Source organism: Paraburkholderia bengalensis (genome assembly GCF_037126505.1).
Taxonomy (GTDB): domain Bacteria; phylum Pseudomonadota; class Gammaproteobacteria; order Burkholderiales; family Burkholderiaceae; genus Paraburkholderia; species Paraburkholderia bengalensis.
Genome location: NZ_JACFYJ010000020.1, coordinates 78653 through 105640, shown reverse-complemented (window position 1 = coordinate 105640; position 26988 = coordinate 78653). Strand labels below are relative to the sequence as shown.

The 26988-nt window shown below is 65.2% G+C and carries 25 protein-coding genes; 14 read left to right on the top strand and 11 right to left on the bottom strand.

Translation table 11 applies throughout. The annotated features are described in order from the left end of the window. Nucleotides 1-715 precede the first annotated feature (715 nt). On the top strand, nucleotides 716-2182 hold the full coding sequence (locus H3V53_RS14925; protein WP_336598574.1) for an NAD-dependent succinate-semialdehyde dehydrogenase: 1467 nt from the start codon (nucleotides 716-718) through the stop codon (nucleotides 2180-2182). A 77-nt stretch (nucleotides 2183-2259) separates the two neighbouring features. Here H3V53_RS14925 and lipA read toward each other — a convergent pair whose 3' ends face one another. The 5 genes from lipA to H3V53_RS14900 all read right to left on the bottom strand — a co-directional run bounded on the left by lipA (nucleotide 2260) and on the right by H3V53_RS14900 (nucleotide 7626). Further along, nucleotides 2260-3234, bottom strand: a complete 975-nt coding sequence (gene lipA / locus H3V53_RS14920) for a lipoyl synthase (RefSeq protein ID WP_336598573.1) — start codon at nucleotides 3232-3234, stop codon at nucleotides 2260-2262. A 2-nt stretch (nucleotides 3235-3236) separates the two neighbouring features. Further along, the gene (locus H3V53_RS14915; RefSeq protein WP_336598572.1) at nucleotides 3237-4349 is read right to left on the bottom strand and encodes an acetoin dehydrogenase dihydrolipoyllysine-residue acetyltransferase subunit; all 1113 of its coding nucleotides are present in this window, start codon (nucleotides 4347-4349) and stop codon (nucleotides 3237-3239) included. 37 nt (nucleotides 4350-4386) lie between these two features. Further along, nucleotides 4387-5391, bottom strand: coding sequence for an alpha-ketoacid dehydrogenase subunit beta (locus H3V53_RS14910; protein WP_336598571.1), 1005 nt, complete (start codon nucleotides 5389-5391; stop codon nucleotides 4387-4389). Nucleotides 5392-5428: 37 nt separating this feature from the next. Further along, the gene (locus H3V53_RS14905; protein ID WP_054920686.1) at nucleotides 5429-6412 is read right to left on the bottom strand and encodes a thiamine pyrophosphate-dependent enzyme; all 984 of its coding nucleotides are present in this window, start codon (nucleotides 6410-6412) and stop codon (nucleotides 5429-5431) included. A gap of 128 nt (nucleotides 6413-6540) precedes the next feature. Next, nucleotides 6541-7626, bottom strand: coding sequence for an ATP-NAD kinase family protein (locus H3V53_RS14900; protein ID WP_336598570.1), 1086 nt, complete (start codon nucleotides 7624-7626; stop codon nucleotides 6541-6543). Between the two features lie 509 nt (nucleotides 7627-8135). Between H3V53_RS14900 and H3V53_RS14895 the strand changes: the two genes are divergently transcribed. After that, a complete protein-coding gene (locus H3V53_RS14895; RefSeq protein ID WP_336598569.1) occupies nucleotides 8136-10085 on the top strand; it encodes a sigma-54-dependent Fis family transcriptional regulator in 1950 nt (649 codons plus the stop codon). Nucleotides 10086-10111: 26 nt separating this feature from the next. On the opposite strand, the gene H3V53_RS14890 is transcribed toward H3V53_RS14895, so the two are convergent. Continuing rightward, nucleotides 10112-11056, bottom strand: coding sequence for a helix-turn-helix transcriptional regulator (locus tag H3V53_RS14890; RefSeq protein WP_336598579.1), 945 nt, complete (start codon nucleotides 11054-11056; stop codon nucleotides 10112-10114). Nucleotides 11057-11185: 129 nt separating this feature from the next. On the opposite strand from H3V53_RS14890, the gene H3V53_RS14885 reads away from it, so the two are divergent. Beyond that, entirely contained in the window at nucleotides 11186-11542 is a 357-nt protein-coding gene (locus tag H3V53_RS14885) for a putative quinol monooxygenase (protein WP_336598568.1), read from the top strand. 326 nt (nucleotides 11543-11868) lie between these two features. Beyond that, the gene (locus H3V53_RS14880; protein WP_336598567.1) at nucleotides 11869-12258 is read left to right on the top strand and encodes a DUF2917 domain-containing protein; all 390 of its coding nucleotides are present in this window, start codon (nucleotides 11869-11871) and stop codon (nucleotides 12256-12258) included. A 115-nt stretch (nucleotides 12259-12373) separates the two neighbouring features. On the opposite strand, the gene pcaF is transcribed toward H3V53_RS14880, so the two are convergent. Further along, a complete protein-coding gene (pcaF, locus tag H3V53_RS14875) occupies nucleotides 12374-13576 on the bottom strand; it encodes a 3-oxoadipyl-CoA thiolase (RefSeq protein ID WP_336598566.1) in 1203 nt (400 codons plus the stop codon). Between the two features lie 366 nt (nucleotides 13577-13942). On the opposite strand from pcaF, the gene H3V53_RS14870 reads away from it, so the two are divergent. Further along, on the top strand, nucleotides 13943-14779 hold the full coding sequence (locus tag H3V53_RS14870; RefSeq protein ID WP_336598565.1) for an IclR family transcriptional regulator: 837 nt from the start codon (nucleotides 13943-13945) through the stop codon (nucleotides 14777-14779). 65 nt (nucleotides 14780-14844) lie between these two features. Here H3V53_RS14870 and H3V53_RS14865 read toward each other — a convergent pair whose 3' ends face one another. The 4 genes from H3V53_RS14865 to phnF all read right to left on the bottom strand — a co-directional run bounded on the left by H3V53_RS14865 (nucleotide 14845) and on the right by phnF (nucleotide 18223). Continuing rightward, entirely contained in the window at nucleotides 14845-16035 is a 1191-nt protein-coding gene (locus H3V53_RS14865; protein WP_336598564.1) for a M20 aminoacylase family protein, read from the bottom strand. A 99-nt stretch (nucleotides 16036-16134) separates the two neighbouring features. Continuing rightward, on the bottom strand, nucleotides 16135-16734 hold the full coding sequence (gene phnN, locus H3V53_RS14860) for a phosphonate metabolism protein/1,5-bisphosphokinase (PRPP-forming) PhnN (protein ID WP_336598563.1): 600 nt from the start codon (nucleotides 16732-16734) through the stop codon (nucleotides 16135-16137). Then, a complete protein-coding gene (locus H3V53_RS14855) occupies nucleotides 16731-17468 on the bottom strand; it encodes a DUF1045 domain-containing protein (RefSeq protein WP_336598562.1) in 738 nt (245 codons plus the stop codon). Before H3V53_RS14855 ends, phnN begins: the two co-directional genes overlap by 4 nt. Further along, nucleotides 17465-18223, bottom strand: a complete 759-nt coding sequence (phnF, locus tag H3V53_RS14850; RefSeq protein WP_054920665.1) for a phosphonate metabolism transcriptional regulator PhnF — start codon at nucleotides 18221-18223, stop codon at nucleotides 17465-17467. Before phnF ends, H3V53_RS14855 begins: the two co-directional genes overlap by 4 nt. 199 nt (nucleotides 18224-18422) lie before the next feature. Here phnF and phnG point away from each other — a divergent pair, with 199 nt between their 5' ends. From phnG to H3V53_RS14805, 9 genes are all read left to right on the top strand, one after another. After that, nucleotides 18423-18977 carry a phosphonate C-P lyase system protein PhnG gene (phnG, locus tag H3V53_RS14845; protein ID WP_336598561.1) on the top strand — a complete coding sequence of 185 codons (555 nt, stop codon included), beginning with the start codon at nucleotides 18423-18425 and terminating at the stop codon, nucleotides 18975-18977. After that, nucleotides 18977-19624, top strand: coding sequence for a phosphonate C-P lyase system protein PhnH (gene phnH, locus H3V53_RS14840; protein ID WP_336598560.1), 648 nt, complete (start codon nucleotides 18977-18979; stop codon nucleotides 19622-19624). Before phnG ends, phnH begins: the two co-directional genes overlap by 1 nt. Continuing rightward, the gene (locus H3V53_RS14835; RefSeq protein ID WP_336598559.1) at nucleotides 19624-20748 is read left to right on the top strand and encodes a carbon-phosphorus lyase complex subunit; all 1125 of its coding nucleotides are present in this window, start codon (nucleotides 19624-19626) and stop codon (nucleotides 20746-20748) included. The genes phnH and H3V53_RS14835 overlap by 1 nt, the downstream gene beginning before the upstream one ends. Then, nucleotides 20745-21653, top strand: coding sequence for an alpha-D-ribose 1-methylphosphonate 5-phosphate C-P-lyase PhnJ (locus H3V53_RS14830; protein ID WP_336598558.1), 909 nt, complete (start codon nucleotides 20745-20747; stop codon nucleotides 21651-21653). The genes H3V53_RS14835 and H3V53_RS14830 overlap by 4 nt, the downstream gene beginning before the upstream one ends. After that, a complete protein-coding gene (gene phnK, locus H3V53_RS14825; RefSeq protein ID WP_336598557.1) occupies nucleotides 21650-22429 on the top strand; it encodes a phosphonate C-P lyase system protein PhnK in 780 nt (259 codons plus the stop codon). The genes H3V53_RS14830 and phnK overlap by 4 nt, the downstream gene beginning before the upstream one ends. An 11-nt stretch (nucleotides 22430-22440) precedes the next feature. Beyond that, nucleotides 22441-23196, top strand: a complete 756-nt coding sequence (gene phnL / locus H3V53_RS14820; RefSeq protein WP_336598556.1) for a phosphonate C-P lyase system protein PhnL — start codon at nucleotides 22441-22443, stop codon at nucleotides 23194-23196. 32 nt (nucleotides 23197-23228) lie between these two features. Further along, nucleotides 23229-24362, top strand: coding sequence for an alpha-D-ribose 1-methylphosphonate 5-triphosphate diphosphatase (locus tag H3V53_RS14815; protein ID WP_336598555.1), 1134 nt, complete (start codon nucleotides 23229-23231; stop codon nucleotides 24360-24362). A gap of 354 nt (nucleotides 24363-24716) precedes the next feature. Continuing rightward, nucleotides 24717-25499, top strand: a complete 783-nt coding sequence (locus H3V53_RS14810) for a lysine/arginine/ornithine ABC transporter substrate-binding protein (protein ID WP_054920651.1) — start codon at nucleotides 24717-24719, stop codon at nucleotides 25497-25499. A gap of 322 nt (nucleotides 25500-25821) precedes the next feature. After that, nucleotides 25822-26937 (top strand): M14 family metallopeptidase, encoded by a 1116-nt coding sequence (locus H3V53_RS14805; protein ID WP_054920650.1) that lies wholly within the window; start codon nucleotides 25822-25824, stop codon nucleotides 26935-26937. Nucleotides 26938-26988 lie beyond the last annotated feature (51 nt).

The following is a 26988-nucleotide window of genomic DNA, read 5'->3' as shown; positions in this document are numbered from 1 at the left end:
CCCTGTGCGGGGCGGCACCTACTTTCTTTGCCGCCGCAAAGAAAGTAGGCAAAGAAAGCGGGCTCACACCGCCAATCCTTGTCACTTACCCACGGGCTCGCAACGTCCCCGTCCTTCTTTCGTTCGCGCTTTTGCAATCGCGAGCTGCCAACGCAGCTGCAGGCGCCTCACCCATTCGCGCGTCCGCATAGCGGCACACACTGAGAAAATCACATGCCCCGTGCGGCAAACTCTGTGTAGCCCTTCGCGCCACACATGACACCACCGCTTCGCGATGAGTTCGAGCGCTGCCGTGTACGGCAAGCCGACCTGCACATCGTTTGACGCGAAGGGGCGGTGAAACGCCGGTGCGTCTGATTGTTGCGCGGGAGCATGAAGCGGGTGAGACATACGGCGAGCACGTTGGCGACTGACGCCAGCTGGCGCGTTGCCTTGTGAAGTGTGGGCACGTGGAGAGCCCGTGGGTAGGTACAAGTACTGGCGGTGTGAGCGGCTTTCTTTTGCCTGCTTTTCTTTGCCGCTGCAAAGAAAAGTAGGTGCCGCCCCGCACAGGGGCAACGCCTGCGCCGCGAGGCGCCATCGCGGATGCCCGCGCAAAGGGGGCAACACACAACGGCAACACCCGCGCCGCGCCGCCGCTAACCCAGATAACAGCAAAAACCAAAAGCCCAAAACAGGCGTCGCAGACAAAAACCAAAGAAGGACACCCACCACCATGACAGACCTGCGTAGCAAACTAAACGATCCGACGCTGCTGCAAGCAAAGGCGTACATCAACGGCGAATGGCAAGACGCCGACAACAAGGAAACCTTCGAGGTGCTGAACCCGGCAACGGGCGCGACGATCGCACACGTCCCCCGCATGGGCGCACAGGAAACGCGCCGCGCCATCGAAGCGGCAAACAAGGCATGGCCCGCCTGGAAGGCGAAGACGGGCAAGCAGCGCGCGGAAATCCTGCGTAAGTGGAACGACCTGATGCTCGCGAACGCCGACGACCTCGCGTTGATTCTCACCACCGAACAGGGCAAGCCGCTCGCCGAAGCAAAGGGCGAAATCGGCTATGCGGCCTCGTTCCTCGAATGGTTCGGTGAAGAAGCCAAACGCGTCTACGGCGATACGATCCCCACGGTCGCCAACGACAAGCGCATCGTCGTCACGAAAGAGCCCGTCGGCGTCTGCGCCGCGATCACGCCGTGGAATTTCCCGGCCGCGATGATCACCCGCAAGGTCGGGCCCGCGCTCGCCGCCGGCTGCCCGATCGTCGTCAAGCCCGCCGAAGCCACGCCCCTCTCGGCGCTCGCGCTCGCCGTGCTGGCCGAACGCGCAGGCGTGCCCGCGGGCGTGTTCAGCATCGTCACGGGCGACCCGAAGCCGATCGGCGCCGAAATGACGGGTAACACCACCGTGCGCAAGCTGTCGTTCACGGGATCGACGCCCGTCGGCCGCCTGCTGATGGCGCAGTGCGCGCCGTCGGTCAAGAAGGTCTCGCTGGAACTGGGCGGCAACGCGCCCTTCATCGTGTTCGACGATGCCGATCTCGACGCGGCCGTCGAAGGCGCGATCGCATCGAAGTATCGCAACAGCGGTCAGACCTGCGTGTGCACGAACCGCTTCTATGTGCACGACCGCGTATATGACGCGTTCGCAGAAAAGCTCAGCGCCGCCGTTGCAAAGCTCAAGGTCGGGTTCGGTACCGAGCAAGGCGTCCAGCAAGGCCCGCTGATCAACGAAGCGGCCGTGCTCAAGGTCGAATCGCATATCGAAGATGCGCTCGGCAAAGGCGCGCGCATCGTGACGGGCGGCAAGCGTCACGCACTCGGCCACGGCTTCTTCGAGCCGACCGTACTCGCCGACGTCACGCCCGACATGAAAGTCGCCCGCGACGAAACGTTCGGCCCGCTCGCGCCGCTGTTCCGCTTCTCGTCCGACGACGAAGTGGTCGCAATGGCCAACAGCACCGAGTTCGGCCTCGCATCGTACTTCTACAGCCGCGACATCGGCCGCATCTGGCGCGTCGCGGAAGCGCTCGAGTTCGGCATGGTCGGCATCAACACGGGCGCGATCTCGAACGAAGTGGCGCCGTTCGGCGGCGTCAAGCAGTCGGGCCTGGGCCGCGAAGGCTCGCACTACGGCATCGACGAGTATGTCGTGATCAAGTACATGTGCATCGGCGGCGTGTAAGTCTCGCTGCACGCTCGATCAATGAAAACAGCCGGATGCCTCGCGGCATCCGGCTGTCCTGCATCACGCTGTCCGAATCAGAACCCCGCTGTCTCGCCCGCGTGATACGACGATCTCACGAGCGGTCCCGACACGACCTCCCTGAAGCCGAGCTTCAGTCCCGCCTCTCTGAACGCATCGAAGGTCTGCGGCGTGACATACCGCTTCACGGGCATATGAAACTTCGACGGCGCGAGATACTGCCCAATGGTCAGCACATCGACGTCATGCTCGCGGATGTCGCGCATCGTTGCCAGCAGTTCGTCGTCGCGCTCGCCAAGCCCGACCATCAAGCCCGTCTTCGTGACCACGCGATCATTTGCCCGCTTCACGCGCGCAAGCAGCGCCAGCGATCCCCGATAATCCGCGCCCGCCCGCGCCGCCCGATACAGCGACGGCACCGTCTCGACGTTGTGATTGAACACATCCGGCCATGAGCTCGACAACGCATCGAGCGCGCGCTCAATACGCCCGCGAAAATCCGGCGTCAACACTTCGACGCGAATCCCCGGCACGCACTCTCGCAGCCGCGCGACGCAGCGCGCAAAATGCGCGGCACCGCCATCGCGCAGATCGTCGCGATCCACGGACGTGATCACCACATAACGCAGCTTCAGCGCCGCGACGGCATCGGCGAGTCGCTCGGGTTCGGCTTCATCGAGCGGCAATGGACGCCCGTGCGCGACGTCGCAGAATGCGCAACGACGCGTGCAGATACCGCCCATGATCATGAACGTCGCCGTGCGCTGCGCGAAGCACTCGCCGATGTTCGGGCACATTGCTTCCTCGCACACCGAATGCAGCCGATGCTCGCGCAGTATCGACGCCATGCCCGCCACTGTCTCGCTCATCATTGGCCTTGCGCGCAGCCATGGCGGTTTAGGCAGCACGCCGCCGCGCTCGGGCGGCACGATCTTCACGGGTATGCGCGCGAGCTTGTCGCGCGCGCGCAACCCATGTTGACCGAGCGCCGTCACGCTGTCGTGCATCGACGCATGTGACGCGGCGTCCATCGTCAGGCTCCGAAGAAATCGTTGAGCAGGCGGTTCACCTCGGACGCCGACTCCATCTGCACCATATGCCCCTTGCCCGGCAGCACATGTACGCGGATGTCGCCGGGCAGCCCGTGCGCGTGGCTCGCTGGAATGATCTGGTCGAGTTCGCCCCAGATCACGAGCGCGCGCGGCGCAAGCTGGTCGACGCGATCCCGATAGCTGCGCTGCTGCGAACCGTCCTTGAACGAGGACGCTGCAATCTTCTGCAACGCCTCGTTCACGCCTTCGAGCCGCTTGTACTTGACGATATCCTCGACCAGTTGCCGCGTGACGAGCGAACCGTCGGCGAACAGCTTCGTCAGATGCGGCTTGAGCGTATTGCGGCTCGTGCCCGCGACGAACCCGTCGATGTACTCGCGGTTGATCTCGTCGCCAAGCCCGGCGCCCGCGATCAACGCAAGCGACGCCACGCGCTGCGGGGCTTTGGCGGCCACCGTCATCGCGACGAGACTGCCCATCGAATGCCCGACGAGATGCGAGCGCTCGATGCCGCGATCGTCGAGAAACGCGATCACACAATCGGCGAGTTCGTCGGCGCTGCCCGAATCGACCGCCTTCGACGACTCGCCGTGCCCCGGCAGATCGAGCGCATACACCGTGCGATGCGCGGCGAGATCGGTGTGATTGAACAGCCAGTTGTTCAGATCGCCGCCGAAACCGTGGATCAGCACAGCGGGCGTGCCGCCTTCGCCGATCTTCAGGTAACGCACGGTGCGCCCGCCGATCTGCGCTTTCTCCGGCTGCGGGCCGGCATCGGCGGAATCGGCGGCGAGCGGCACGAAGTCGCGTTGAAACGCTTCGACGGCGGCGTCGATGTCGGCATCGGCATCTTCCGTATCGGCGACCACGCCGAGCAGCGCGCCCACGGGCAGCGTGTCACCCTCTTGCGCAACCTGCCGCCGCAGCGTGCCGTCGAACGCGCATTCGACGCCCGAAGCGATCTTGTCGCTCTCCACGTCGAGCACTTCATCGCCCTTCGCCACCTTGTCGCCAATCGACTTCAACCAGCCGTTGACCTGCCCCTGCTCCATCGACAGGCCCCACTTGGGCATCGTGATCATGTGAATCGACATTGCTCAGTTCCTCGCTCAGTGCAGTCTGGTGCCGGCGTTAGTGCCGCGTCTGTTTGACGGCCGCGGCGATCTTGTCCGCCGACGGGATATAGAGGTCTTCGAGCACCCCTGCGAACGGCGCCGGCGTATGCGGCGCCGTGACGAGTTCGACGGGCGCCTTCAGCGAATGGAAGGCCTTCTGCGCGACGAGCGCGGCGATATCCGTCGCCACCGAGCAGCGCGGATTCGCTTCGTCCACCACGATCAGACGGCCGGTGCGCTCGACGCTTTCCAGAATCGTCTCTTCGTCGAGGGGCGACGTGGTACGCAGATCGATCACCTCGGCCTTGACGCCGTCTTTCGCGAGTTTGTCGGCGGCATCGAGCGCGTAGTGCACCATGCGGCCATACGTGACGATCGTCGCATCGTCGCCTTCGCGCACCACGTTTGCTTCGCCGAACGGAATCGCGTACAGCTCTTCGGGCACATCCCCTTCGCGCGAGTACAACAGCTTGTGCTCGCAGAAGATGACGGGATCGTTGTCGCGGATCGCCTGGATCATCAAGCCTTTCGCGTCATAAGGCGTCGACGGACACACCACTTTCAAACCAGGCACATGCGTAAATAGCGACGTCAGCATCTGCGAGTGCTGCGCGGCCGCGCGCAGGCCCGCGCCCTGCATCGTGCGAATCACGACGGGCGTCACGGCATTGCCGCCGAACATATAGCGGAATTTCGCCGCCTGATTGAAGATCTGATCGAAGCACACGCCCATGAAGTCGATGAACATCAGCTCGGCGACGGGACGCATGCCCGCCGCCGCCGCGCCGACTGCCGCGCCGATGAAGCCGCCTTCCGAAATCGGCGTATCGAGCACGCGCCCCGGATACTTGTGAAAAAGCCCCTTCGTGACGCCGAGCACGCCGCCCCATGCGTCCTGTTCGCCGGGCGAGCCTGCGCCGCCCGCGTTGTCTTCGCCCATCACGATGACGCTTTCGTCGCGCGCCATCTCCTGGCTCAGTGCTTCGTTGATTGCCTGTGAGTATGTGATCTTGCGTGCCATGTCTGTTCTCCTGAATCGTCGGGGAGTGGTCGGTTGGTTACGGATACGACACGTACACGTCAGTCAGCAGATCGGCTTCCGTCGGCAGCGGCGCGGCCTTCGCCTTCACGACGGAATCGTCGATCAGCGCCTTCACGTCCGCGTCGATCCTGCGCAAGTCGTCGGTGTTCAGCATTTCGGCGCGCACCACGCGCTCTTCGAAACGCTTCAGGCAATCCTTTTCGTCGCGCAGCTTCTGCACTTCGCCCGGCGCGCGATATGTCTGCGCATCGCCTTCGAAGTGGCCGAAGTAGCGCGACAGCTTCACTTCGACGAGCGTCGGTCCGCCGCCGTTGCGCGCGCGCTCGATCGCTTCGCCCAGCGCCTCGTGCACCGCGAAGAAATCGAAGCCGTCGACGATCACGCCCGGCATGCCAAAGCCGCTCGCGCGGTCCGCGATGTTGTCGGACGCCACCGACCACGTCGACGATGTGGCTTCGGCATAGCCGTTGTTCTCCGCCACGAAAATGGCGGGCAGCCGCCACACGCTCGCCAGGTTCATCGATTCGAAAATCGTCCCCTGATTCGACGCGCCGTCGCCGAAGAAACACACGCCCACGCCGCCCGTTTTCTTCAGCTTCGCCGCGAGCGCCGCGCCGCATACGAGCGGGCCTCCCGCGCCGACGATGCCGTTCGCGCCCAGCATGCCCTTCGATAAATCGGCAATGTGCATCGAGCCGCCCTTGCCTTTGCATACGCCCGTCTGCCGGCCGTAGATCTCGGCCATCATGCCGTGCACGTCGACGCCCTTCGCGATGCAGTGACCGTGGCCGCGGTGAGTGGTCGCCACATAGTCCCTGTCGTTCAGATGCAGCATCGTGCCGACAGCCGATGCTTCTTCGCCTGCGTACAGATGCACGAAGCCCGGAATCTCGCCCGTCGCGAACTCGACGTGCAGGCGCTCCTCGAACTCGCGAATCGTACGCATCAGCCGGTACGCTTCCAGCAGCTTCTCCTTGCCCAACTGACTCGAAACAGCCATGGTGTGTCTCCTTGATATGTCGATCGTGACTGCAACGGTGGCGCAGTGGCCTCCGACGGGTTGAACTCACTTTACTTCGCTTGCGCGTGCGTATTTGTTTTTGTTTTTGTTTGTGTCGATGTTCGTGTCTACGTGAAGGCCTGCCGCGACGCGCCCGCCATCTCGCGCATCAACTGGCGCGATGCGGAAAAGCGCAGCGTGCGGCTCACGTCGACCGTCAACGGGCCGCTCCAGTCGAGCGCGATTTCATAGCGGTCGTCGCGGCCGATTTCGATTTCCCGTTCGCCGTCGAACGCGAGCGTGCCGTGACACGCGTCGATGGGCAGCCAGTCGCCCGCCTCGAAGCGCTCGCAGGTGCGCATCGTCACGCAGTCGATGCGGCCGGGCGCGATGGGCGCGAAGATCGGCACGCCGTCGCCGTTCATGAAGCCGTGTTCGTCGGGCTGCGCGAACGTCAGATGCAAACCGTGCGGGGCCGTGCGCTCGACGGGCGCCCACGCGCCGCCAATCGACGACAGGCCGATGCCGTCCGGCGAGGCAAAGGTCAGAAAGAGCGACTCGATATCCGTTGGCTCCGATACCGCGCGCGCGCCGACGAACCGCTGCCGGCTCACGCACACATCGACGAGCGCGATCTCTTCCCGCCCGCGATCCGGCCCGGCCACACAGCGCACGATCAGCCGCTTGTTGCGCGTCAACGCGACGTCGGGCGGCACCACGCCCGAGGCGACCAGCGCGCCCGCCATGCCCGCGATGGTCGCTTCGCGCATGTCGGGAAACGCGTTGTTGGTGCCCGTCGAAAGCGTCAGCAGCGGCACGGTGCCGCTATGCGCGGCCACCGCGCGATGCGTGCCGTCGCCGCCCAGCACGGCGATCAGCTCGACGCCTTCGCGCACCATGTGGGCCGTGCCCGCGTGCGTGTCGGCGACGGAATCGGTGATGGGCAAATCGACGAACTCGACCTGGGGCCAGCGTTCGCCCGAGCCCGTGGCCGCATGCGTGTCGAGCGCGCGCAACAGCAGCGACGCGACGCCCGTGCGATCGCGCAGCGTCAGCACGCGATCGACGCCCAGCGCGCCGAGTCCCGCGAGCAACCGCACGATCATGTTGGCCTTCTCGGCTGTCGGGAACACGGACGCGTGCGTCGTGAGACGGCGAATGTCGCGCCCCGATGCAGGATTCGCGATCACGCCGACGGTGATGGGCGATGCCACTGTGCTGTCTCCAATGTTGGCCGCGAAGGCGGACGCTTTGTGGTGCTGACTTTGCGGTGCTGAAAAATCGTTGCCGGCAAGCGGTGAAACGCGAGCCGCTGCAGCCGACAGGCACTACTGCAACAGCCATGCCAATCTGTAGATGCGCTTCGTATTCGCGCCGAAAGCCTTGCACGTAAAGGGTTTGCACATATCCCACGGGTCATGGGGCGCGCGCGGCGCGCGTCGCATGACGCGCCGCACATCGCACGTATCGCGCGCCTGCCGCGCGACATCTCTGTGCGGCGCGGCCTGCGCGCGTGGCTGCATCGACGATGCGCGTCTCACGGCCGTCTCATGTACCCCTGAGACGATCGTCTCAGGTGTCTCGCGTGCTGCGATGCAATGTGATCGCGCGCGAAGGATGTGCTACAAGAAGGTCCGACCCAGGCGTTCAGCAAAGCGCCGTCATCGACGCAATCACATCGACGGAACCATTCCGGGCGCCTGCCGCCCGACGGGAGCCGACCATGCCCTACGTCTCTCAAACACAGCACATCGACCGCGTGCGCGGCACGATCGAAGGACGTCTGCCCGCGCCGGCGAATTCGTCGCGGCTGGTGTCGTCGTGGCAGCGTTCGTATGAGCAATACCAGCTCGATCCGGGCTCGGTGATCGGGCCGCGCGTGCTGACGTCGGCCGAACTGCGCGAAGTGCAAGGCAAGGAAGAAGCGTTTCTGCGCGCGTCGGGCCAGTGCCTCACGCGCCTGCACGACATGATCCGCGTCGCCGACTACTGCGTGATGCTCACGGATGCGCACGGCGTCACCATCGATTACCGCATCGACCGCGACAGGCGCAGCGATTTCAAGCACGCGGGCCTGCATATCGGCTCGTGCTGGTCCGAACGCGAGGAAGGCACGTGCGGCGTCGCGAGCGTGCTGACCGATCTCGCGCCGATCACCGTGCACAAGACCGATCATTTCCGCGCGGCCTTCACGACGCTCACATGCAGCGCGTCGCCCATCTTTTCGCTGACGGGCGAACTGATCGGCGTGCTCGATGCATCGGCCGTGCAGTCGCCCGACAACCGCGACAGCCAGCGGCTCGTGTTCCAGCTCGTGCGTCAAAGCGCGACGCTGATCGAAGACGGCTACTTCCTCAATCAGACCGCGCAGCATTGGGTGATCTTCGGCCACCAGAGCCGCAACTTCGTTGAGGCACAACCCGAAGTGCTGATCGCGTTCGACGAATGCGGCAACATCGCCGCCTCGAACCGCAAGGCGCAGGAATGCATCGCGGGCTTGAGCGGGCCGCGTCACGTCGACGAGATCTTCGATACGTCCGCTGTCCACCTGCACGATGTCGCACGCACCGACACCATTGTGCCGCTGCGTCTGCGCGCCACGGGTGCCGCGCTGTACGCGCGTATTCGCGCGCCTCTGAAGCGCGCGGCGCGAGCGATCTCAGTCGTGTCGCCGTCGAGTTCGATCCATGCTTCCCATGAGCCGCACGCCGACACGTGTCTCGATGCCATCAGCCGTTTTCTGCACAGCCGCGATTCACGCATCGCGCGCAATGCGGAAATCGCGCTGCGTATCGCGGGCAAGCGTCTGCCAATTCTGATTCTCGGCGAGACGGGCGTCGGCAAGGAAGTGTTCGCGCAGTCGCTGCACGCATCGGGCGCGCGGCGCGCGAAGCCGTTCGTCGCGGTGAACTGCGGCGCGATTCCCGATTCGCTGATCGAAAGCGAGCTGTTCGGCTATGCGCCCGGCGCGTTCACGGGCGCGCGCAGCCGCGGCGCGCGCGGCAAGATAGCGCAGGCGAACGGCGGCACACTGTTCCTCGATGAAATCGGCGACATGCCGCTCAATCTGCAAACGCGTCTGTTGCGCGTGCTCGCCGAAGGCGAAGTGCTGCCGCTCGGCGGCGATGCGCCCGTGCGTGTCGATATCGACGTGATCTGCGCGACGCACCGCGATCTCGCGCAGATGGTCGGCGAAGGCACGTTCCGCGAAGACCTGTACTACCGGCTGAGCGGCGCGACGCTGCACATGCCGCCGCTGCGCGAGCGCGCGACGTGCTCGACGCTGATGCACGCGGTATTCGACGAGGAAGCGCAAAGCGCCGGACATGTGCTGACGCTCGACGCGCGGCTTGCGGAACGGCTGGCGCGCTTTGCGTGGCCCGGCAATATCCGCCAGTTGCGCAACGTGCTGCGTTACGCGTGCGCGGTGTGCGACTCGACGCGGGTCGAGTTGCGGCACGTGTCGCCCGACGTCGCCGCGCAGCTCGCACCCGATGAAGCGCCCGCGCGTCCCGCGCTAACCGGCGTCGACGACGAGCGCGCGCGGATCATCGATGCGCTCACGCGCCATCACTGGCGCCCCAATGCGGCGGCCGACGCGCTCGGTATGTCGCGCGCGACACTATACCGGCGAATTGCGAAGCTCGGGATCGTCGGGCCGCATCGCAGCTGAGGCCGCGCTGACCGCTCCACGAGGACTCAGCCCGCGTTGAGCGCCGCGATCTGCTCGCCGAGCTTGCGCAGGCGCTCGCGCAGCTCCGGCGGATCGAGCACTTCGACATGGGCAGCGAAACCGAGCAATTGCTCAGCCGTCCAGCCGAACTGCTCGACAGGCAGCGTCACGTCCTGCCAGCCGTCGCGTTCGTCGGGCGGCGCGATCTGGGCCTGCTCGAGCGCCGCCGCGCCGAGCTTGTGAAGCCGCGTCATGCCTTCCGGCGATAGCCGCAGCCGCGCGGTGTGCTTCAGCAAACTCTTCTCGAACGACGCCACGGCCGCCGTCCATTCTTCTCGCAGATCGAAACCGTCCGGACGTTCAAATGTTTCTTCGTGCACGGTCAGTTGGGTGATGCTCGAAACGCGGTACGTGCGCAACTGCGTGCGCACGCGCGTGACGAGATACCATTCGCCGCCCTTCAGCACGAGGCCGAGCGGATCGCGTACGCGCGCGCCTTCCGCTTCGCGGCCGTCCCACGTGCGGTATTGCATCGACACGCGCTTTTGCTCCCAGACGGCGCCCGCCAGCATCGTCAGCCACGGCGTGGGCGATGGCCGCTGATACCAGCCGACGGGATCGATATGCAGCCGCGAACCGATGCGCGACGTGTCGGGCGCAGCATCGGGCAACGCGGTGACGAGCTTGAGCTGCGCAGCCCTGAGCTGCTCCGACAGGCCGAGATCGGACGCGGCGCCCGCGAGGCCCGCGATCGACAGTGTTTCGGCTTCGGCCCTCGTGATGCCCGTCAGCTTCGCGCGATAGCCGTCGAGCAGCGCGAAGCCGCCGCCCGGCCCGCGATCCGCATACACGGGAACGCCCGCCGCGCTCAACTGGTCGATGTCGCGGTAGACGGTGCGGATCGAGACGTTGAACTCGTCGGCGAGGGCCTGCGCGGTGACGCGGCCTTTCAGCTGCAGCATCAGGAGCATCGAAACGAGACGGCTCGTCGCCAATTTTTTTGCCTCTTCTAATTCATGACATGGGTTGTCAGCTATTGGCGAGTATAAAGGTAAACATCGAAGAAGATTTACAGCGAAGATTCATAAAGGATGTGCCGCATGTTCGTCACTTACGTCGTCCGTTTTCAGGTCTTGCCCGACAAGCTCGACCGCTTTATGTCGTTGCTGAACGGCGTGCTCGACGCGATGCGCGGCGAGGCCGGCTTCCGCGCAGCCGTGCTGCATCGTGATCCCGATTCGCCTTGCCGCTTGCTGCTCTACGAAACCTGGGAAGACCGCGATGGCGCATGCGAAGAACAGATTCACCGGCCGTACCGGCGCGCGTATCACGAAGCGCTCGCCAGTCTGCTCGTGCGTCCGCGCGAAGTGACCGAATGGCGCACACTGCGTGCGGACGGACAACTTGCGCCGCGCGAACTGCACTGCCGCGGCGAGCGTGTCGAGGCAAGCGCATGAGCACAACGCTTCGTTTGCGCACGCGCGCCGTACGCCTTTAAGCAGGAGAAGAACGCCATGACATGGCGACACGGGTGGCAAAACTGGTTGACAACGCATCGACGTCACGACACACTCGAATGCATGCTGACACGCTTTTCCATCGCCTACGCGATTAATAACCCCATGCCACGCCGTCGCGGCGGGCCTATGGGAGCGTGCGTGCGTTAGCGCTTTGCAGCAGTCGGCAAAGTAGTCGGCAAAACGATCCCAAGGCCCCGCCGGTAACGGAAGGGGCCTTTTGTTTTGGGCATACCTTCCGACCTCCGGCGCAATTCACGGAGTGCATGATGGACAAGGCTTGCCAGCAGTTCACCGATGACGAATCGCTCTGCTTTTCACGTCCGCAAGAAGAGCGCTTACCGAGAGTCGTCGTCCAGTTCGAAGTCCAGCCCGGCGCGACGATGTCGTGGCGCGTCGAGGCGAACACGGAACTGCTCGTACAAGGCGCGCGCATCTGGCTGACGCGCGCCGCATCGCCCTACGACCACTGGCTGCCGATCGGCGAGACGTTCCGCCTGCAAAGGGGCGAGCGCGTCTGGGTCAGCGCGGATGGCCGCACGCCGGCGCGGCTGTCGTTGACGATGCATCCGATAGCGGCGCGCAGCCCGCTCGCGCGTTTGCTCGAGCGCTGCGCGTCGCTGGGCGCCGACATTTTCGCGCCGCGCTCGCACTGAGCGGACGTTCGGCGTGGACAGCGTGCAAGAAAAAAGGCTCGTATGCCGTACGAGCCTTCATATGTCGCGTAACGAACGCCTCCATGTTTCGTCACGCGATGCGTGTGCGCATCGTTCAGATGCGTTCGATGGCGAGCGCGATACCCTGTCCCACGCCGATGCACATCGTGCACAGCGCGAAACGGCCTTGCGTGCGCTGCAGCTGATACATCGCCGTCGTGACGAGTCGCGCGCCGCTCATGCCGAGCGGATGGCCCAGCGCGATCGCGCCGCCGTTCGGATTGACGCGAGGATCGTCATCGGCGACACCCAGCGCGCGCAGCACCGCGAGACCTTGCGACGCGAACGCTTCGTTCAGCTCGATCACGTCGAACTGGTCGATCTTCATGTTCAGGCGCGCGAGCAGCTTTTGCGTCGCCGGCGCGGGTCCGATGCCCATCACGCGCGGCTGGACGCCCGCCGTCGCAACGCCGAGCACGCGCGCGCGCGGCGTCAGGCCGAAGCGCTTCGCGGTTTCCGCGTTCGCGAGCAGCAGCGCGGCCGCGCCGTCGTTGACGCCCGATGCGTTGCCCGCCGTCACCGTGCCGTCCGGGCGCACCACGCCCTTCAGTTTCGCGAGCGCTTCGAGGCTCGTCTCGCGCGGATGCTCGTCCTTCGACACCACGATGGCATCGCCCTTCTTTTGCGCAATCGTCACGGAGACGATTTCCTGCGCGAGCGTGCCGTCCTGCTGCGCGCGCGCCGCCTTCTGCTGGCTGCGCAGCGCAAACGCATCCTGGTCGGCGCGGCTGACGTTGTAGTCCGTCGCGACGTTTTCGCCCGTTTCCGGCATCGAGTCGACGCCGTACAGCTGCTTCATCAGCGGATTGACGAAGCGCCAGCCGATCGTCGTGTCGTAGATGTCGGCCTGGCGCGAGAACGCGCTGGTCGCCTTGCCCATCACGAACGGCGCGCGGCTCATGCTCTCGACGCCGCCCGCGATCATCAACCCCGCCTCGCCCGACTTGATCGCGCGCGCCGCAATGCCGACGGCATCCATGCCCGAGCCGCACAGACGGTTCACCGTCGAGCCCGGCACGTCCTTCGGCAGACCCGATAGCAGCAGCGACATGCGCGCCACGTTGCGGTTATCTTCGCCCGCCTGGTTCGCGCAGCCGTAGATCACGTCGTCGATCGCGCTCCAGTCGACTTCCTTGTTGCGCTCCATGAGCGCCTTGAGCGGCACGGCACCCAGATCGTCGGCGCGCACCGACGACAGCGAACCCGCGTAGCGGCCAATCGGCGTGCGAATTGCGTCGCACAGGAAAGCTTCCGTCATGAGATGTCTCCAGTAATGGCGAGGCTGGCGCAGGTTGGAAGGCGCCAGCGCCGGCGCTGCGCGCGCCGGAAAAAATCTGCCGGTTTTGATCAATTTGTTCTATACTCGAACAAACGATCACGTATCGAACATTTCAGGTTCGATAATAGGCGGCGAGCGGAAACACTGTCAAGCGCGCGGACGGCCGGCACGACCAACAGGATCTTGCAAAAACGGCAAGAATGCAGATCGCAGCCTGGGCACGCGCGGTTTTCCGCGGCTGGCCGCGGTTGGCTAATCCGGGCGCTTGCGCTATCGTCACGGCTTTCCGCAGGCCGCCCACGCCGCTCCGACGTCCGACTGTTCCCTCCTGAGTTCACAGAGCCCATGAACAAAGTGCCATCCGCGTCACCTGCCGTCCCCGCCAGCATCAGCGCGAGCGACACCGACGCGCCCGACAAGCCGGGCGATTCGTACGTCCAGTCGTTCGCGCGCGGCCTCGCGGTGATTCGCGCGTTCAGTGCCGAGCGGCCCGAGCAGACATTGACGGACGTGGCGTCGGCGACGGGCCTCACGCGCGCGGGCGCGCGCCGCATTCTGCTGACTTTGCAGACGCTCGGCTATGTCGAAGCGGAAGGGCGCCTCTTTCGCCTGACCCCGAAGATTCTCGACCTCGGCTTTGCCTATCTGACGTCGATGCCGTTCTGGAATCTCGCCGAGCCCGTGATGGAAGAGCTGTCGGCGCAAGTCCACGAAAGCTGCTCCGCGGCCGTGCTCGACCGCACGGAGATCGTCTACGTGCTGCGCGTGCCGACGCACAAGATCATGACGATCAATCTGTCGATCGGCAGCCGCTTGCCGGCTTACTGCACGTCGATGGGCCGCGTGCTGCTGTCGGCGCTCGACGAAGCGGCGCTCGACGCGGCACTCGACGCGTCGCCGATCGTCGCACACACGCCGCGCACGGTGACCGACAAGGACGAACTGAAGAAGCTGATCGCGCAGGTGCGCAGCCAGGGCTGGTCTGTCGTCGATCAGGAACTGGAAGGCGGGCTGATTTCGCTGTCCGCCCCGATCCGCAACCGGCGCGGGCACATCATCGCCGCGATGAACATCAGCGGCAATGCGCAGCGCAATTCCGCGAAGCAGATGGTGAAGGCGTTCCTGGAGCCGCTGCAGAAAGCGGCGCAGTCCGTGTCGGACATGGTCGCGCTGCGCGGCTAGAACGTCGGGCCGCGTGCAGGCGCTTGCGTCATCGCGTGTGGCGCGCACGCGAGCGCCCGTTCAGATCAGCTTTCCAGATAGCGCTCGACGAGACGCGCCCAGTACGCCGCGCCGATGGGCAGATTGCGGTCGTTGAAGTCGTAGTGCGGGTTGTGGACCATGCAACCGTCCTCGCCAACGCCATTGCCGATGCGCAGGAACGAGCCCGGCCGCTGTTCGAGCATGAACGCGAAGTCTTCGCTGCCCATCAGGATATCGGCGTTCGGCTCGACGTTTTCCGCGCCCACCAGTTCGCGCGCGACCTGAATCGCAAACTCCGTTTCCGCGTCGGAATTCACGACGACGGGATAGCCTTCGACATAATCCACCTGCGCGTTGCCGCCATAGCTCGCAGCCTGCGTCTGCGCGAGCTCGGTGATGCGCGCTTTCAGCAGCGCGCGCACGTCGGGGCTGAACGAGCGCACGCTCAGTTCGAGCGTCGCGCTCGACGGAATCACGTTGTTCGCCACGCCCGCGTGCATCGTGCCGACCGTCACCACGGCGGGCTGCGCCGGATTCACGTTGCGCGCGACGATGGTCTGCAGCGCCATCACGATGCTCGACGCGATCACGATGGGATCGACGCTCAGATGCGGACGCGCCGCGTGGCCGCCGACGCCTTCGATCGTGATCGTCGCCTTGTCGCCCGCCGCCATGAAGGCGCCCTTGCGGAACAGGAACTTGCCCGGCTCGGCGCCCGGATGATTGTGCACGCCGAAGACGGCGTCGCACGGAAAGCGCTCGAACAGGCCGTCTTCGATCATCTTCTTCGCGCCGCTGTCGATGCCGCTTTCTTCCGCCGGCTGAAAATACAGGTGCACGGTGCCCGAAAAGTTGCGCGTCCTGGCGAGATGCTGCGCGGCGCCGAGCAGCATCGTCGTGTGGCCGTCGTGGCCGCATGCGTGCATCTTGCCGCGCGTGCCGCTCGCATATGGCAGCCCCGTCTGCTCGACGATGGGCAGCGCGTCCATGTCCGCGCGCAGGCCGATGCTGCGCGTGCCGTTGCCGACCTTCAACGTGCCAACCACGCCCGTCTTGCCGACTTCGCGCGTCACCTGCCAGCCCCACGCTTCGAGCTTGTCCGCGACGAGCGCGGCCGTCGCGACTTCTTCGTACGCAAGCTCGGGATGATGGTGAATGTGGTGACGAATGTCGCGCAGCGCGGCGGCGGCGGGTTCGAGGTCGGCGATTTCGGTCAGGCGTGAGGCGTCGGTCATGGGAACTCCGGATTCATTTCGTCGCGTCTCGTGCGCAACGTCAAAGCGAGAGACTATAGCAACGCGCGAGGTTTCCCGTAAAACGACCGTGCCGCGAGCTTACTCGATGCTTTCGCTGGAAGCGCGTTCGGTGCTGGGCGGCCGACGCTCGCCGCGAACCATGCCTTTCAGCACATCGACGAACATCTGCCCCGCTGCTTCCAGCGAGCCGGAATTGTCGATGTGCGTGAGATGCGCGCCCTCGGGCAGCGTGAACGGCGCCTGGCGCGCAAGCCGCGCCGCCACCTGCTCTTGTGTCTCGCGTCCGCGCGCCGACAGACGCGCCGCGAGAATATGCGGCGCGGCGTGAATATGCACGACTTCGAGCTGCGGAAAGCGCTTGAGCGCACGCGCCAGGTACGCACGCGATCCATTGACGACGACCGTGCAGCCGCGCGCGAGCCACGCATCGATCTCGATGCCGATGCCATAGTGCAGTTCGTGGCTCGACCACTCGAGCGCGAACAGACCTTGCGCCGAGCGCGCCGCGAATTCTTCGGGCGTCAATGCGATGTGATTTTCATTGTGCCCGTGATCGCGCGTGATATAGCGATGCGCGAACACGACGGACGTACCCGCGACATGCTCGCGCGCGAAATGCAGCAGCGAATCCTTGCCCGCACCCGACGGGCCGACCACATAAATCAGGCGGCCTTTCACGCCTGCTCCCCTGTCGCGCCAGTGAACGCGAGCCGCTGCCACAACATGAAGGGCTCGCCCGGCGCAGGCTCGACGAAAATCGCCGCGCCGTCGATGGTCAGCGGCCCGAGGCGCTGCGCCTTGTCGTGCCACCACGCGACCATCGCGGCGCGATCAGCGGCATTGTCGAGCGAATTGGATAGCGTCATATGGAAGCGGAACTCGTCGAGCACATACGGATAGCCCCATTCGACGAGCAGTTCGCGCTGGCGTTCCGTCAGCGGCGCTTCCATGCGCCTTGCTATGTCCGCGGATGTCGGCGCGATGCGCAACGGCGCGAAGACGCGCAGCGCATCGGCGGCGAGCGCGCGAATCCGATTGTCGGCAGCGGGTGTCGCGGGACGCATGGCGACGAAGTCGCCCAATGTCGCTGCTTCGACGGGCAGCGCAAACGGTGTCTGCACTTGCGCCCAATGCTCCGCGACATCGAGCAGATCGGCGACGCTCACGTGCCCCGCGAGACGAAACGGCGCAACGAGCGTGCCGTGCCATCCGTAGCGGCGCGGCACCGTTGTCAGTTCGGCGAGCGGAAGGGACAACGCGGGCGCCTCGGGTGGATCGATCGATGCGCCGCTTTCGGCATCGCGCGCAAGCCACGCCGAGCCCGCATCCCACCAGCCCGACGCACGCGACGGTGCGTAGTAGATCGCGAAGCGCGCCTGCGCGGACCATGCGTTCATCGTGGCCTCGCTCATAGGTCGTGCTCGACCATCAGTTGCACACGATCGGCGGCGAAATGCGTGAAGCCGTATTTGATGGGCGTGCCTTCCGTATCGACATCGACGTTCTCGACCCACAACACCGGCTGCTGACGGTTGATGCCCAGGCGTCGCGCGACTTCCGGCTCGGGCAGCACGCTGCCGATACGGCTCCACTTGCGCAGATAATCAGTCACGCCGTATTCGGTCATCGCCTTCGTGATGCCGCCCACGCGTTCGAGCACGTCGGGCAGATCAGTGAAGCGCGCGGCCGGATAGAAGTTGCGCGCATAGGTGAGCGGCACGCCATCGGCTTCATGCAGCGACTCGATCCGGTAGACGAACGCGCCCGCGCGCAGGCCGAGCGCCTTCGCGACAGTCGGATCGGCCTTCACGCGCGCCGCCGACAGCATCGTGCCCGCAGGCGAATGATGCTGCTGGCGCAGGTTTTCCGTGAAGCGCGTGCGCCGGCCGATGGTGTAATCGATCGCGCCCGGCTGCACGAACGTGCCGCGCCCCTGCTCGACGCTGACGAGCCCCTGAGCCGCGAGGCCCAGCATCGCACGGCGGATCGTATGGCGGTTCACGTCGAAGCGCCTCGCCAGTTCGCCTTCACTCGGCAGGCGGCCGTCGTCGCCGAAGCCGCTTGCCGCGATCTCTTTCGCGAGAATCTGCTCGATCTGCCGCCATACGGCGACGCCCGCTCCGCGCTCGAGCATGGCGCCCGGCGCTGCGCCGTCGTTCGATGTCATGGTGCTGTCATTCCCTTCGGTTCAAATAAGCGTTCTGTGCATTGTAGTCCGCAAGCGATGGCGGAAATATGAAACTGCACCTCGTGTCACGCGACACCGCCATTTTAATCCTAGACGTCTAGACGTTTAGATGAATAGATGCTCAAATGGCCGGACTCGCCACTGAATTCCACCGCCAGGAAACTCTCCAGGAAACCCGATGAGCGCCGCTTCTTCCGCCACCTGTTCCGCCGCCTGTTCCGCCACTTCGCCGCCCACTGTCGATCCCTCCGTCGACCCCGCTTCGCCCACTCGCGCCGCGCGTCGCGCATGGATGGCCGTCATGGCCCGCGCGCCGCGCGCCGACCTCGAAGCCGCGCTGAACCGCGCGATGCAAGGCACGCCGTTTCCCGCGTTCGACTGGCTGCGGCCGCCCGAGACGGGGCTCGCGATGGTGCGCGGACGCGTCGGCGGCACGGGCGATGCGTTCAATCTCGGCGAAGCCACTGTCACGCGCGCCACGCTGCGCCTGCGCAACGATGAAGCCGATGCGGACGCAACGGTCGGCGTCGCGTGTCATCTGGGCCGCGACCGCCGCCGTGCCGAACTCGCCGCTATCGCGGACGCATTGCTGCAAACGCCGCAGCATCGCGCCCGTCTGCAGGAACAGGTGATCGCGCCGCTCGCCGCGCAACTCGCGGCCAGCCGCGCGCGACGCGAACAGGACGCCGCATCGACGCGCGTCGAATTCTTCACGATGGTCCGAGGCGACTGATGAACTCCTCCCCTCAAGCTGCGCAGATCGCGCTGTCCACGCTGACGCCAGGTTTCTCCGATCCCGTTCACGACACGCAAGCCGTGTTTCGCACGCTGCTCGATACGCTGTCGCGTCCCGGCCGGATCGGCACGATCGACAACGTGTTGCCCGCTTCGCGAGAAACCGCGCGCAGCCATCTGCCCCACGCCCGCGCCGATCTCGCCGCGTTCGCCGCGCTGCTCGCGCTGTGCGACTACTCGACGCCCGTCTGGCTCGCGCAGCCAGACGCCGTGCTCGGCTCGGCGCTACGCTTTCATACAGGCGCGCCGCTCGTCGACGAGCCGCACGACGCCGCGTTCGCCTATGTGCACGACGCATCCTCGCTGCCGCCGCTTTCCAGCTTCGCGCCCGGCGAGCCGGAAACGCCGGAGCTATCGGTGACGCTGATCGTGCGCGTCGATTCCCTGACGCAAGGCTCGCCCGTCGTGCTGCGCGGCCCCGGCATCGAGCATACGCATACCATCGCGCCCGCCGGCCTGCCCGAGCGCTTCTGGCGCGAACGCGCGGAACTCGCGCCGCTCTTTCCGTGCGGCATCGACTGTTATCTCGTCTGCGGCGACGCGCTGATCGGCCTGCCGCGTACAACCCGAGTGGAGCTGAACTAATGTACGTTGCCGTCAAAGGTGGAGAGCGCGCGATCGAAGCATCGTGGCGCCTGCTCGACAAGGCGCGCCGCGGCGACCCGCAGCTCGCGGAGCTGAGCGTCGCGCAGATACGCGCGCAGTTGCGCCTCGCCGTCGCCCGGGTGATGACGGAAGGGTCCGTCTACGACGAAGAACTCGCCGCGCTTGCCATCAAGCAGGCTGCCGGCGATCTCGTCGAAGCGATCTTCCTGCTGCGCGCATACCGCACGACGCTGCCGCGATTCGGCTACACGAAGCCTGTCGATACGGAAGACATGCAGGTCGAGAGGCGCATCTCCGCGACCTTCAAGGACGTGCCCGGCGGCCAGATGCTCGGCGCGACTTACGATTACACGCAGCGTCTGCTCGATTTCGCGCTGCTGGCCGAAGGCAGCGATGAAAGCGACGTTCATGCAAAGCCCGCTCAACACGCCGCGCAGGAAACGATGCCGCGCGTCGTCTCGCTACTCGACAAGGAACGGCTGATCGAACAGGAACGCGTGACAGACAACGCGCCGGAGCCGGGCGACCTGTCGCGCGAGCCGCTGTCGTTTCCCGCCAGCCGCGCAACGCGTCTGCAAAACCTCGCGCGCGGCGACGAAGGCTTTCTGCTTGCGATGGGCTACGCAACGCAGCGCGGCTATGCTCACTCGCATCCGTTCGCGGGCGAAATCCGCTTCGGCACGGTGGCCGTCGAAATGGAACTCGACGAACTCGGCGAAGCGGTCGAGATCGGCGAGATCGACGTGACGGAATGCCAGATGATCAACCAGTTCGCGGGCAGCAGCGACGTGCCGCCCGCCTTCACGCAAGGCTACGGCCTCGCATTCGGTCATTGCGAGCGCAAGGCGATGGCGATGGCGCTCGTCGATCGTGCGCTGCGCGCCGAAGAACTCGGAGAAACGATCGGCTCGCCGACGCAGGACGTCGAATTCGTGCTGTCGCATAGCGATAACGTCGAAGCGTCGGGTTTCGTGCAGCATCTGAAGCTGCCGCATTACGTCGACTTCCAGGCGGAACTCGAACTCGTGCGTCGGCTGCGCGCGAAACACGCCGCACGCGACGCAAGCATTGACGGCAACGACACAGAGGAGCAAGCGGCATGAATGCGCCCGATACACCCATGCAATCCGCCGCGCACGACAGCGCCGCAGCAGGCTACAACTTCGCGTATCTCGACGAGCAGACCAAGCGCATGATCCGCCGCGCGCTGCTCAAGGCCGTTGCCGTGCCCGGTTACCAAGTGCCGTTCGCGTCGCGCGAAATGCCGCTGCCGTATGGCTGGGGCACGGGGGGCATTCAGGTGACGGCATCGATCATCGGGCGCGACGATACGCTTAAGGTGATCGACCAGGGCTCCGACGAAACCACGAACGCCGTCAACATTCGCCGCTTCTTCGCGCGCACCACGGGCGTCAAGACCACGCGCAAGACCACGGACGCGACGATCGTGCAGACACGTCACCGCATCCCCGAAACGCCGCTCACGGACAAGCAGATTCTCGTCTATCAGGTGCCGATGCCCGAGCCGCTCTATCGGCTGGAACCGCGTGCGACAGAGTGCAAGAAGCTGCACGCGCTCGCCGATTACGGCCTCATCAGCGTGAAGCTGTATGAGGACATCGTGCATCACGGCAGCATCGCGACGACTTACGACTACCCGGTGATCGTCAACGGGCGCTACCTCGCCTCGCCGTCGCCGATTCCGAAGTACGACAACCCGAAAATGCACATGAACCCCGCGCTGCAACTGTTCGGCGCGGGACGCGAGCAGCGCATCCACGCGATTCCGCCTTATACGTCCGTCAAAAGCCTCGACTTCGACGACCATCCGTTCGAGGTGCAGCGCTGGGATCATGCCTGCGCGTTGTGCGGATCGACGGAGAGTTTTCTCGACGAGATGATCGTCGACGATGCGGGCAAGCGTATGTTCGTCTGCTCGGACAGCGACTATTGCCACGACCGCCGCGAACCGCAGGGCACGGACAACAACGCAGGAGAAAGCGCATGACGCCGCTTCTGAGCGCACGCGCGCTGACCAAACAATACGGCAGCCGCAACGGTTGCCGCAACGCCAGCTTCGATCTGTATCCGGGCGAAGTGCTGTGCATCGTCGGCGAATCGGGCTCGGGCAAATCGACGCTGTTGAACACGCTCGCGCTGCGCACGCCCGCCGATTCCGGCACGCTGCACTATGCGAGCGCGCACGGCGGCATCGACGACCGGCTGGATCTGCTTTCGTTGTCCGAGCCGCGCAAGCGCCTGTTGATGCGCACGGAGTGGGGCTTCGTGCAGCAGAATCCGCGCGACGGATTGCGCACCAGTGTGTCGGCGGGCGCGAATATCGGCGAGCCATTGATGGCCGTTGGCGCGCGTCACTACGGCAAGATCCGCGAAGTCGCGACGCAATGGATGTCGCGCGTCGAACTGGATGCCACGCGCATCGACGAATTGCCGTCGGCGTTTTCAGGCGGCATGCAGCAGCGACTGCAGATCGCGCGCAACCTCGTCACGGGTCCGCGCCTCGTGTTCATGGACGAGCCGACAGCGGGCCTCGACGTCTCCGTGCAGGCGCGTCTGCTCGATCTGCTGCGCACGTTGACATCGACGCTGCATCTGTCCGTGCTGATCGTCACGCACGATATCGGCGTCGCGCGGCTGCTCGCGCATCGGCTGATGGTGATGCAAGGCGGCGAAGTGGTCGAAGCGGGGCTGACGGATCAGGTGCTCGACGATCCGCAGCACCCGTACACGCAAACACTGGTTTCTTCCGTTCTTCCCGTCTGAGGTCTCACGCGATGACAACGTCCATCGAAACATCGTTCGTCGACAACGCGGCGCTGATGCTGCGCGCCGTCGACATCGGCAAGACTTTCACGCTGCACGGCCAGGGCGGCGTGCAGATCGAGGCGCTCGCGGGCGTGTCGCTCGATGTCGAGCGCGGCGAATGCGTCGTGCTGGTCGGACCGTCGGGCGCGGGCAAGAGCACGTTTCTGCGCTGCCTGTACGGCAACTATCTGGCAAGCACGGGCACCATTGCGATCCGCGACGACGCGCAGGACACGAAGCATGTGCGTCTCACGGGCGCCGAACCGCGCGACGTGCTGCATCTGCGGCGCGGCGTGGTCGGCTACGTGAGCCAGTTCCTGCGCGTGATTCCGCGTGTGAGCACGCTCGATCTCGTCGCCGAGCCGCTGGTGTCGCGCGGCATCGATACCGATGAAGCGCACGCGCGCGCCGCCGCCCTGCTCGCGCGGCTGAATGTGCCCGGGCGCCTGTGGCATCTCGCGCCCGCCACGTTTTCGGGCGGGGAACAACAGCGCGTGAACATCGCGCGCGGCCTGATCGCGGAACATGCCGTGCTGCTGCTCGATGAGCCGACCGCCTCGCTCGATGCGCAGAACCGCGACGTCGTCGCCGATCTGATCATCGAGGCGCGCGTACGCGGCGCGGCGATCATCGGCATCTTCCACGACGAGGACACGCGCGCGAAAGTCGCCACACGCAGACTCGAATTGCGGCCACCGCTGCGTCACGCAGCGGCTTTACACTGATATCGATCCCCGATCCGATAGGGAGCAACCCGATGTTGATCAAGAACGCTCGCGTCGTGACGCGAGACGAAGTGTTCCGTGGCGTCGTGCGCATCGAAAGCGGCGTGATCCGCGAACTCGCACGCGGCACCACGTCCGCCGCCGACGCGCAGGACTGGAACGGCGACTATTTGCTGCCCGGGCTGATCGAACTGCATACGGACAATCTCGAGAAGCATCTCGTGCCGCGTCCCGGCGTCGAATGGAACACGGACGCCGCATTCGTGATTCACGACGCGCAGGTCGCCGCCGCGGGCATCACGACGGTGTTCGATGCGCTCGCAATCGGCTCGCGCTCGAACGTCGGCCTGCGCGGCCGCGATACGCAGACGCGTTGCGCCGAGGCGCTGCAGCGCTTTTCCGAGCGCAAGCTGCTGCGCGCCGAACACTTCCTGCATCTGCGCTGCGAAATCGCGACGCCGGACGTGGTGGAAGTGTTCGATACGCTCAGGCAGCACCCGCTGCTGCGCCTCGCTTCCGTGATGGATCACACGCCCGGCCAACGCCAGTGGCACGACCGCGATCAATGGCGCCGCTTCCAGGAGCGTCACGGCAAGATGACGGACGAGCACATGGCGGCGACGCTCGTCGCGCTCGAAGACGAACAGCAGCGTTTCGCGGATCTGCACCGGCATCAGATCGTCGAGCGTTGCAAGGCGCTGGGCGTGCCCGTCGCGAGCCACGACGACACGCTCGTCGAGCACGTGCAGCAGGCCGCCGACGAAGGCATCGTGCTGGCGGAATTCCCGACCACGCGCATCGCCGCGGAAGCCGCGCACCGTCACAGCATCGCGACGATCATGGGCGCGCCGAACATCGTGCGCGGCGGCTCACATTCGGGCAACGTGTCGGCGCTGGAACTGGCGAAGGCAGGGCTGCTCGACATCCTGTCGTCGGACTATGTGCCGTCGAGCCTGCTGACCGCCGCCTTCGAACTCGTCGAAAAGGCCGGCTGGACGCTGCCGCAGGCCATGGCGACGGTGTCGGCGGAACCGGCGCGCACGGCGGGCCTGCTCGACCGTGGCGCGATCGAACCGGGCCTGCGCGCCGACCTCGTGCGCGTGACGATGCACGGCGCATTGCCCGTGCCGCGCGCGACGTATCGCGCGGGCGAGCGGATCGTCTGATTTCCGCCCCCGCTGGGGTGTGCGTAAGCCCTTGATCCGAAAGCGTTTATCGCGTCGCCGCGCGGGTGGCGGCCGCGCGCCGCGCATGTCGGCCGCGGCGCTGCTTCCTGTCGGTTGGCTTTCGGCCAATAAGATTCCCGCGCCATATCACAAAACGTACGGTTAGAGGCAATACTCCTGTGCCATCCGGTGTTTCACTAGCACCGCAAATATTTTGATTTGTTAAGCTTGGCGCGCGTTGCTGGCTGGCCAGCCAGCGGCCACTACACCAAGCCCGGACACAACGGCCGGGCAACGTCGCGCAGCGGCACAACCGCATGCGAGACACTTTGAACCACTCCCGGGAGTACATCAGTGAAGAAACTGCTTGCGGCTTTGACGATCGCCCTGCTCGCTACCACCTCGATCGGCGCACACGCCAAAGACTGGACCACCATCCGTTTCGGCGTCGACGCCAGCTACCCGCCGTTTGAATCGAAGGGTTCGGATGGCAAGCTGGTCGGCTTCGATATCGACATCGGCAACGAAATCTGCGCGCGCCTGAAGGCGAAGTGCGTGTGGGTCGAAAACGACTTCGACGGCATGATCCCGGCACTGAAGGCGAAGAAGTTCGACGGCGTGCTGTCGTCGATGTCGATGACGCCGCAACGCGCCGAACAGATCGCTTTCTCGTCGAAGCTGTTCAACACGCCGACGCGCCTCGTCGCGAAGAAGGGTTCGAACATCCTGCCGACGGCTGAATCGCTGAGCGGCAAGACGGTTGGCGTCGAGCAAGGCACGATCCAGGAAACGTACGCGAAGACCTACTGGGAACCGAAGGGCGCGAAGGTCGTGCCGTACCAGAACCAGGACCAGGTGTATGCCGACCTGATTTCGGGCCGCCTCGACGCAGCCCTGCAAGACGCTGTGCAGGCTGACATCGGCTTCCTGAAGACGCCGCGTGGCGCAGGCTTCCAGTTCGTCGGCAAGGATCTCGAAGACAAGAAGATCCTCGGCGAAGGCGCTGGCATCGGCATGCGCAAGGAAGACACGGATCTGAAGGCGAAGGTCGACAAGGCAATCGCCGACATGATCAAGGACGGCACGTACAAGAAGATCGAGAAGAAGTACTTCGACTTCGACGTGTACGGCGGCTGATTCTCGCCGCAGCGCGCCGGGCGCGGCATTGCGCGCCTCGCGCGCTTCACGCGCCGACATGCAGACGGGCTCCTTTCGGAGCCCGTTTTGTTTTCCCGGGGCTTTGCGGGGCTTTGACTGAGTTTTGCCCGCCTCGAACGATGGACCGCCCATCGCACGCCGCGAACGTCGCTCGCACTGCCCAAATCAGCTAAGATCGAACGATGCCCAGCGCGCGCGTTGCGCGCAGCACCATTTTCAGCAGTCATTCCGCGGTTGTTTCCGCCGCCAATCCTTTGCAACTACAGGCGTCTTGCGCGAGTCCGGCAGCGCCATAACGATCATGCAAACCCTCAATCATCCGCTCATTTCCCCGACCCTCGGCACCGCGCGCAGCCTGACGAGCTTCCACTACGGTCCGGGCGGCGGCCAGAAGATCTACATCCAGTCGTCGCTGCATGCCGACGAGCTGCCCGGCATGCTGGTGTCGTGGGCGCTGCGCCGCAAGCTCGAAGCGCTCGAAGCCGCCGGCAAGCTGCGCGGCGAAGTGGTCGTCGTGCCCGTCGCCAATCCCATCGGCCTGAACCAGCATGTGCTCGGCCTGCTCGCCGGCCGCTTCGAGACGAACACCGCGCAGAACTTCAACCGCAATTTCTATAACCTGTTCGACCTGATCGAGCCTGTTATCGAAGGCCGTTTGACGGGCGACGCGGAGCAGAACCGCGCGGCCGTCCGTCAGGCGATGCGCGAAGCGCTCGACGCGCAAAAGCCGCGCACCGAAATCGAATCGCAGCGTCTCGCGCTGCAGCTGCTGTCGTACGACGCGGACGTCGTGCTCGATCTGCATTGCGACTGGGAAGCCGCACTGCATCTGTATACGAACCCCGACCTGTGGCCCGACGTCGAGCCGCTCGCGCGCTATCTGGATTCGAAGGCGTCGCTGCTCGCAGTCGATTCCGTCGGCAATCCGTTCGACGAGATTCACAGCTTCTGCTGGTCCGAACTGCGCGCGCGCGTGGGCGACCGCTTTCCGATTCCGAACGGCTCGATCTCCGTGACGGTCGAGCTGCGCAGCCAGCGCGACGTGTCGTACGAGTTCGCCGAGCACGACGCGCAAGGCATTATCGAGTACCTGACGCATCGCGGCGTGATCGCGGGTGAAGCCGCGCCAATGCCGCCGCTCGAATTCGCCGCGACGCCGCTCGCAGGCACCGAACCGATCTCGACGCCCGTGAGCGGTGTCGTCGTGTATCGCCAGGAAGTAGGCAAGTGGGTCGATGCAGGCGAGCCTATCGCCGACATCGTCGATCCGCTGACGGAGCGTGTCGTCACGTTGAAGACGACCGTGGCGGGCGTCATGTATGCGCGCCACCTGTCGCGCTTCGCGCAGGCAGGCATGGAGATCGCGCGGATCGCGGGCGCGAAGGCGTTTCGCACGGGGCAGTTGCTGTCGGCGTGACCGCGTGCGCGGCGCGCCGCGCGTTGCCTGATGAAGTCGAAATCGCCCGCA

Bases quoted from the DNA above. Each gene is read 5' to 3' on its own strand.
- H3V53_RS14925 (WP_336598574.1), top strand. From the start codon at position 716: ATGACAGACCTGCGTAGCAAACTAAACGATCCGACGCTGCTGCAAGCA.
- lipA (WP_336598573.1), bottom strand. From the start codon at position 3,234: ATGGACGCCGCGTCACATGCGTCGATGCACGACAGCGTGACGGCGCTC.
- H3V53_RS14915 (WP_336598572.1), bottom strand. From the start codon at position 4,349: ATGTCGATTCACATGATCACGATGCCCAAGTGGGGCCTGTCGATGGAG.
- H3V53_RS14910 (WP_336598571.1), bottom strand. From the start codon at position 5,391: ATGGCACGCAAGATCACATACTCACAGGCAATCAACGAAGCACTGAGC.
- H3V53_RS14905 (WP_054920686.1), bottom strand. From the start codon at position 6,412: ATGGCTGTTTCGAGTCAGTTGGGCAAGGAGAAGCTGCTGGAAGCGTAC.
- H3V53_RS14895 (WP_336598569.1), top strand. From the start codon at position 8,136: ATGCCCTACGTCTCTCAAACACAGCACATCGACCGCGTGCGCGGCACG.
- H3V53_RS14890 (WP_336598579.1), bottom strand. From the start codon at position 11,056: ATGCTCCTGATGCTGCAGCTGAAAGGCCGCGTCACCGCGCAGGCCCTC.
- H3V53_RS14885 (WP_336598568.1), top strand. From the start codon at position 11,186: ATGTTCGTCACTTACGTCGTCCGTTTTCAGGTCTTGCCCGACAAGCTC.
- H3V53_RS14880 (WP_336598567.1), top strand. From the start codon at position 11,869: ATGATGGACAAGGCTTGCCAGCAGTTCACCGATGACGAATCGCTCTGC.
- pcaF (WP_336598566.1), bottom strand. From the start codon at position 13,576: ATGACGGAAGCTTTCCTGTGCGACGCAATTCGCACGCCGATTGGCCGC.
- H3V53_RS14870 (WP_336598565.1), top strand. From the start codon at position 13,943: ATGAACAAAGTGCCATCCGCGTCACCTGCCGTCCCCGCCAGCATCAGC.
- H3V53_RS14865 (WP_336598564.1), bottom strand. From the start codon at position 16,035: ATGACCGACGCCTCACGCCTGACCGAAATCGCCGACCTCGAACCCGCC.
- H3V53_RS14855 (WP_336598562.1), bottom strand. From the start codon at position 17,468: ATGAGCGAGGCCACGATGAACGCATGGTCCGCGCAGGCGCGCTTCGCG.
- phnF (WP_054920665.1), bottom strand. From the start codon at position 18,223: ATGACATCGAACGACGGCGCAGCGCCGGGCGCCATGCTCGAGCGCGGA.
- phnG (WP_336598561.1), top strand. From the start codon at position 18,423: ATGAGCGCCGCTTCTTCCGCCACCTGTTCCGCCGCCTGTTCCGCCACT.
- phnH (WP_336598560.1), top strand. From the start codon at position 18,977: ATGAACTCCTCCCCTCAAGCTGCGCAGATCGCGCTGTCCACGCTGACG.
- H3V53_RS14835 (WP_336598559.1), top strand. From the start codon at position 19,624: ATGTACGTTGCCGTCAAAGGTGGAGAGCGCGCGATCGAAGCATCGTGG.
- H3V53_RS14830 (WP_336598558.1), top strand. From the start codon at position 20,745: ATGAATGCGCCCGATACACCCATGCAATCCGCCGCGCACGACAGCGCC.
- phnK (WP_336598557.1), top strand. From the start codon at position 21,650: ATGACGCCGCTTCTGAGCGCACGCGCGCTGACCAAACAATACGGCAGC.
- phnL (WP_336598556.1), top strand. From the start codon at position 22,441: ATGACAACGTCCATCGAAACATCGTTCGTCGACAACGCGGCGCTGATG.
- H3V53_RS14815 (WP_336598555.1), top strand. From the start codon at position 23,229: ATGTTGATCAAGAACGCTCGCGTCGTGACGCGAGACGAAGTGTTCCGT.
- H3V53_RS14805 (WP_054920650.1), top strand. From the start codon at position 25,822: ATGCAAACCCTCAATCATCCGCTCATTTCCCCGACCCTCGGCACCGCG.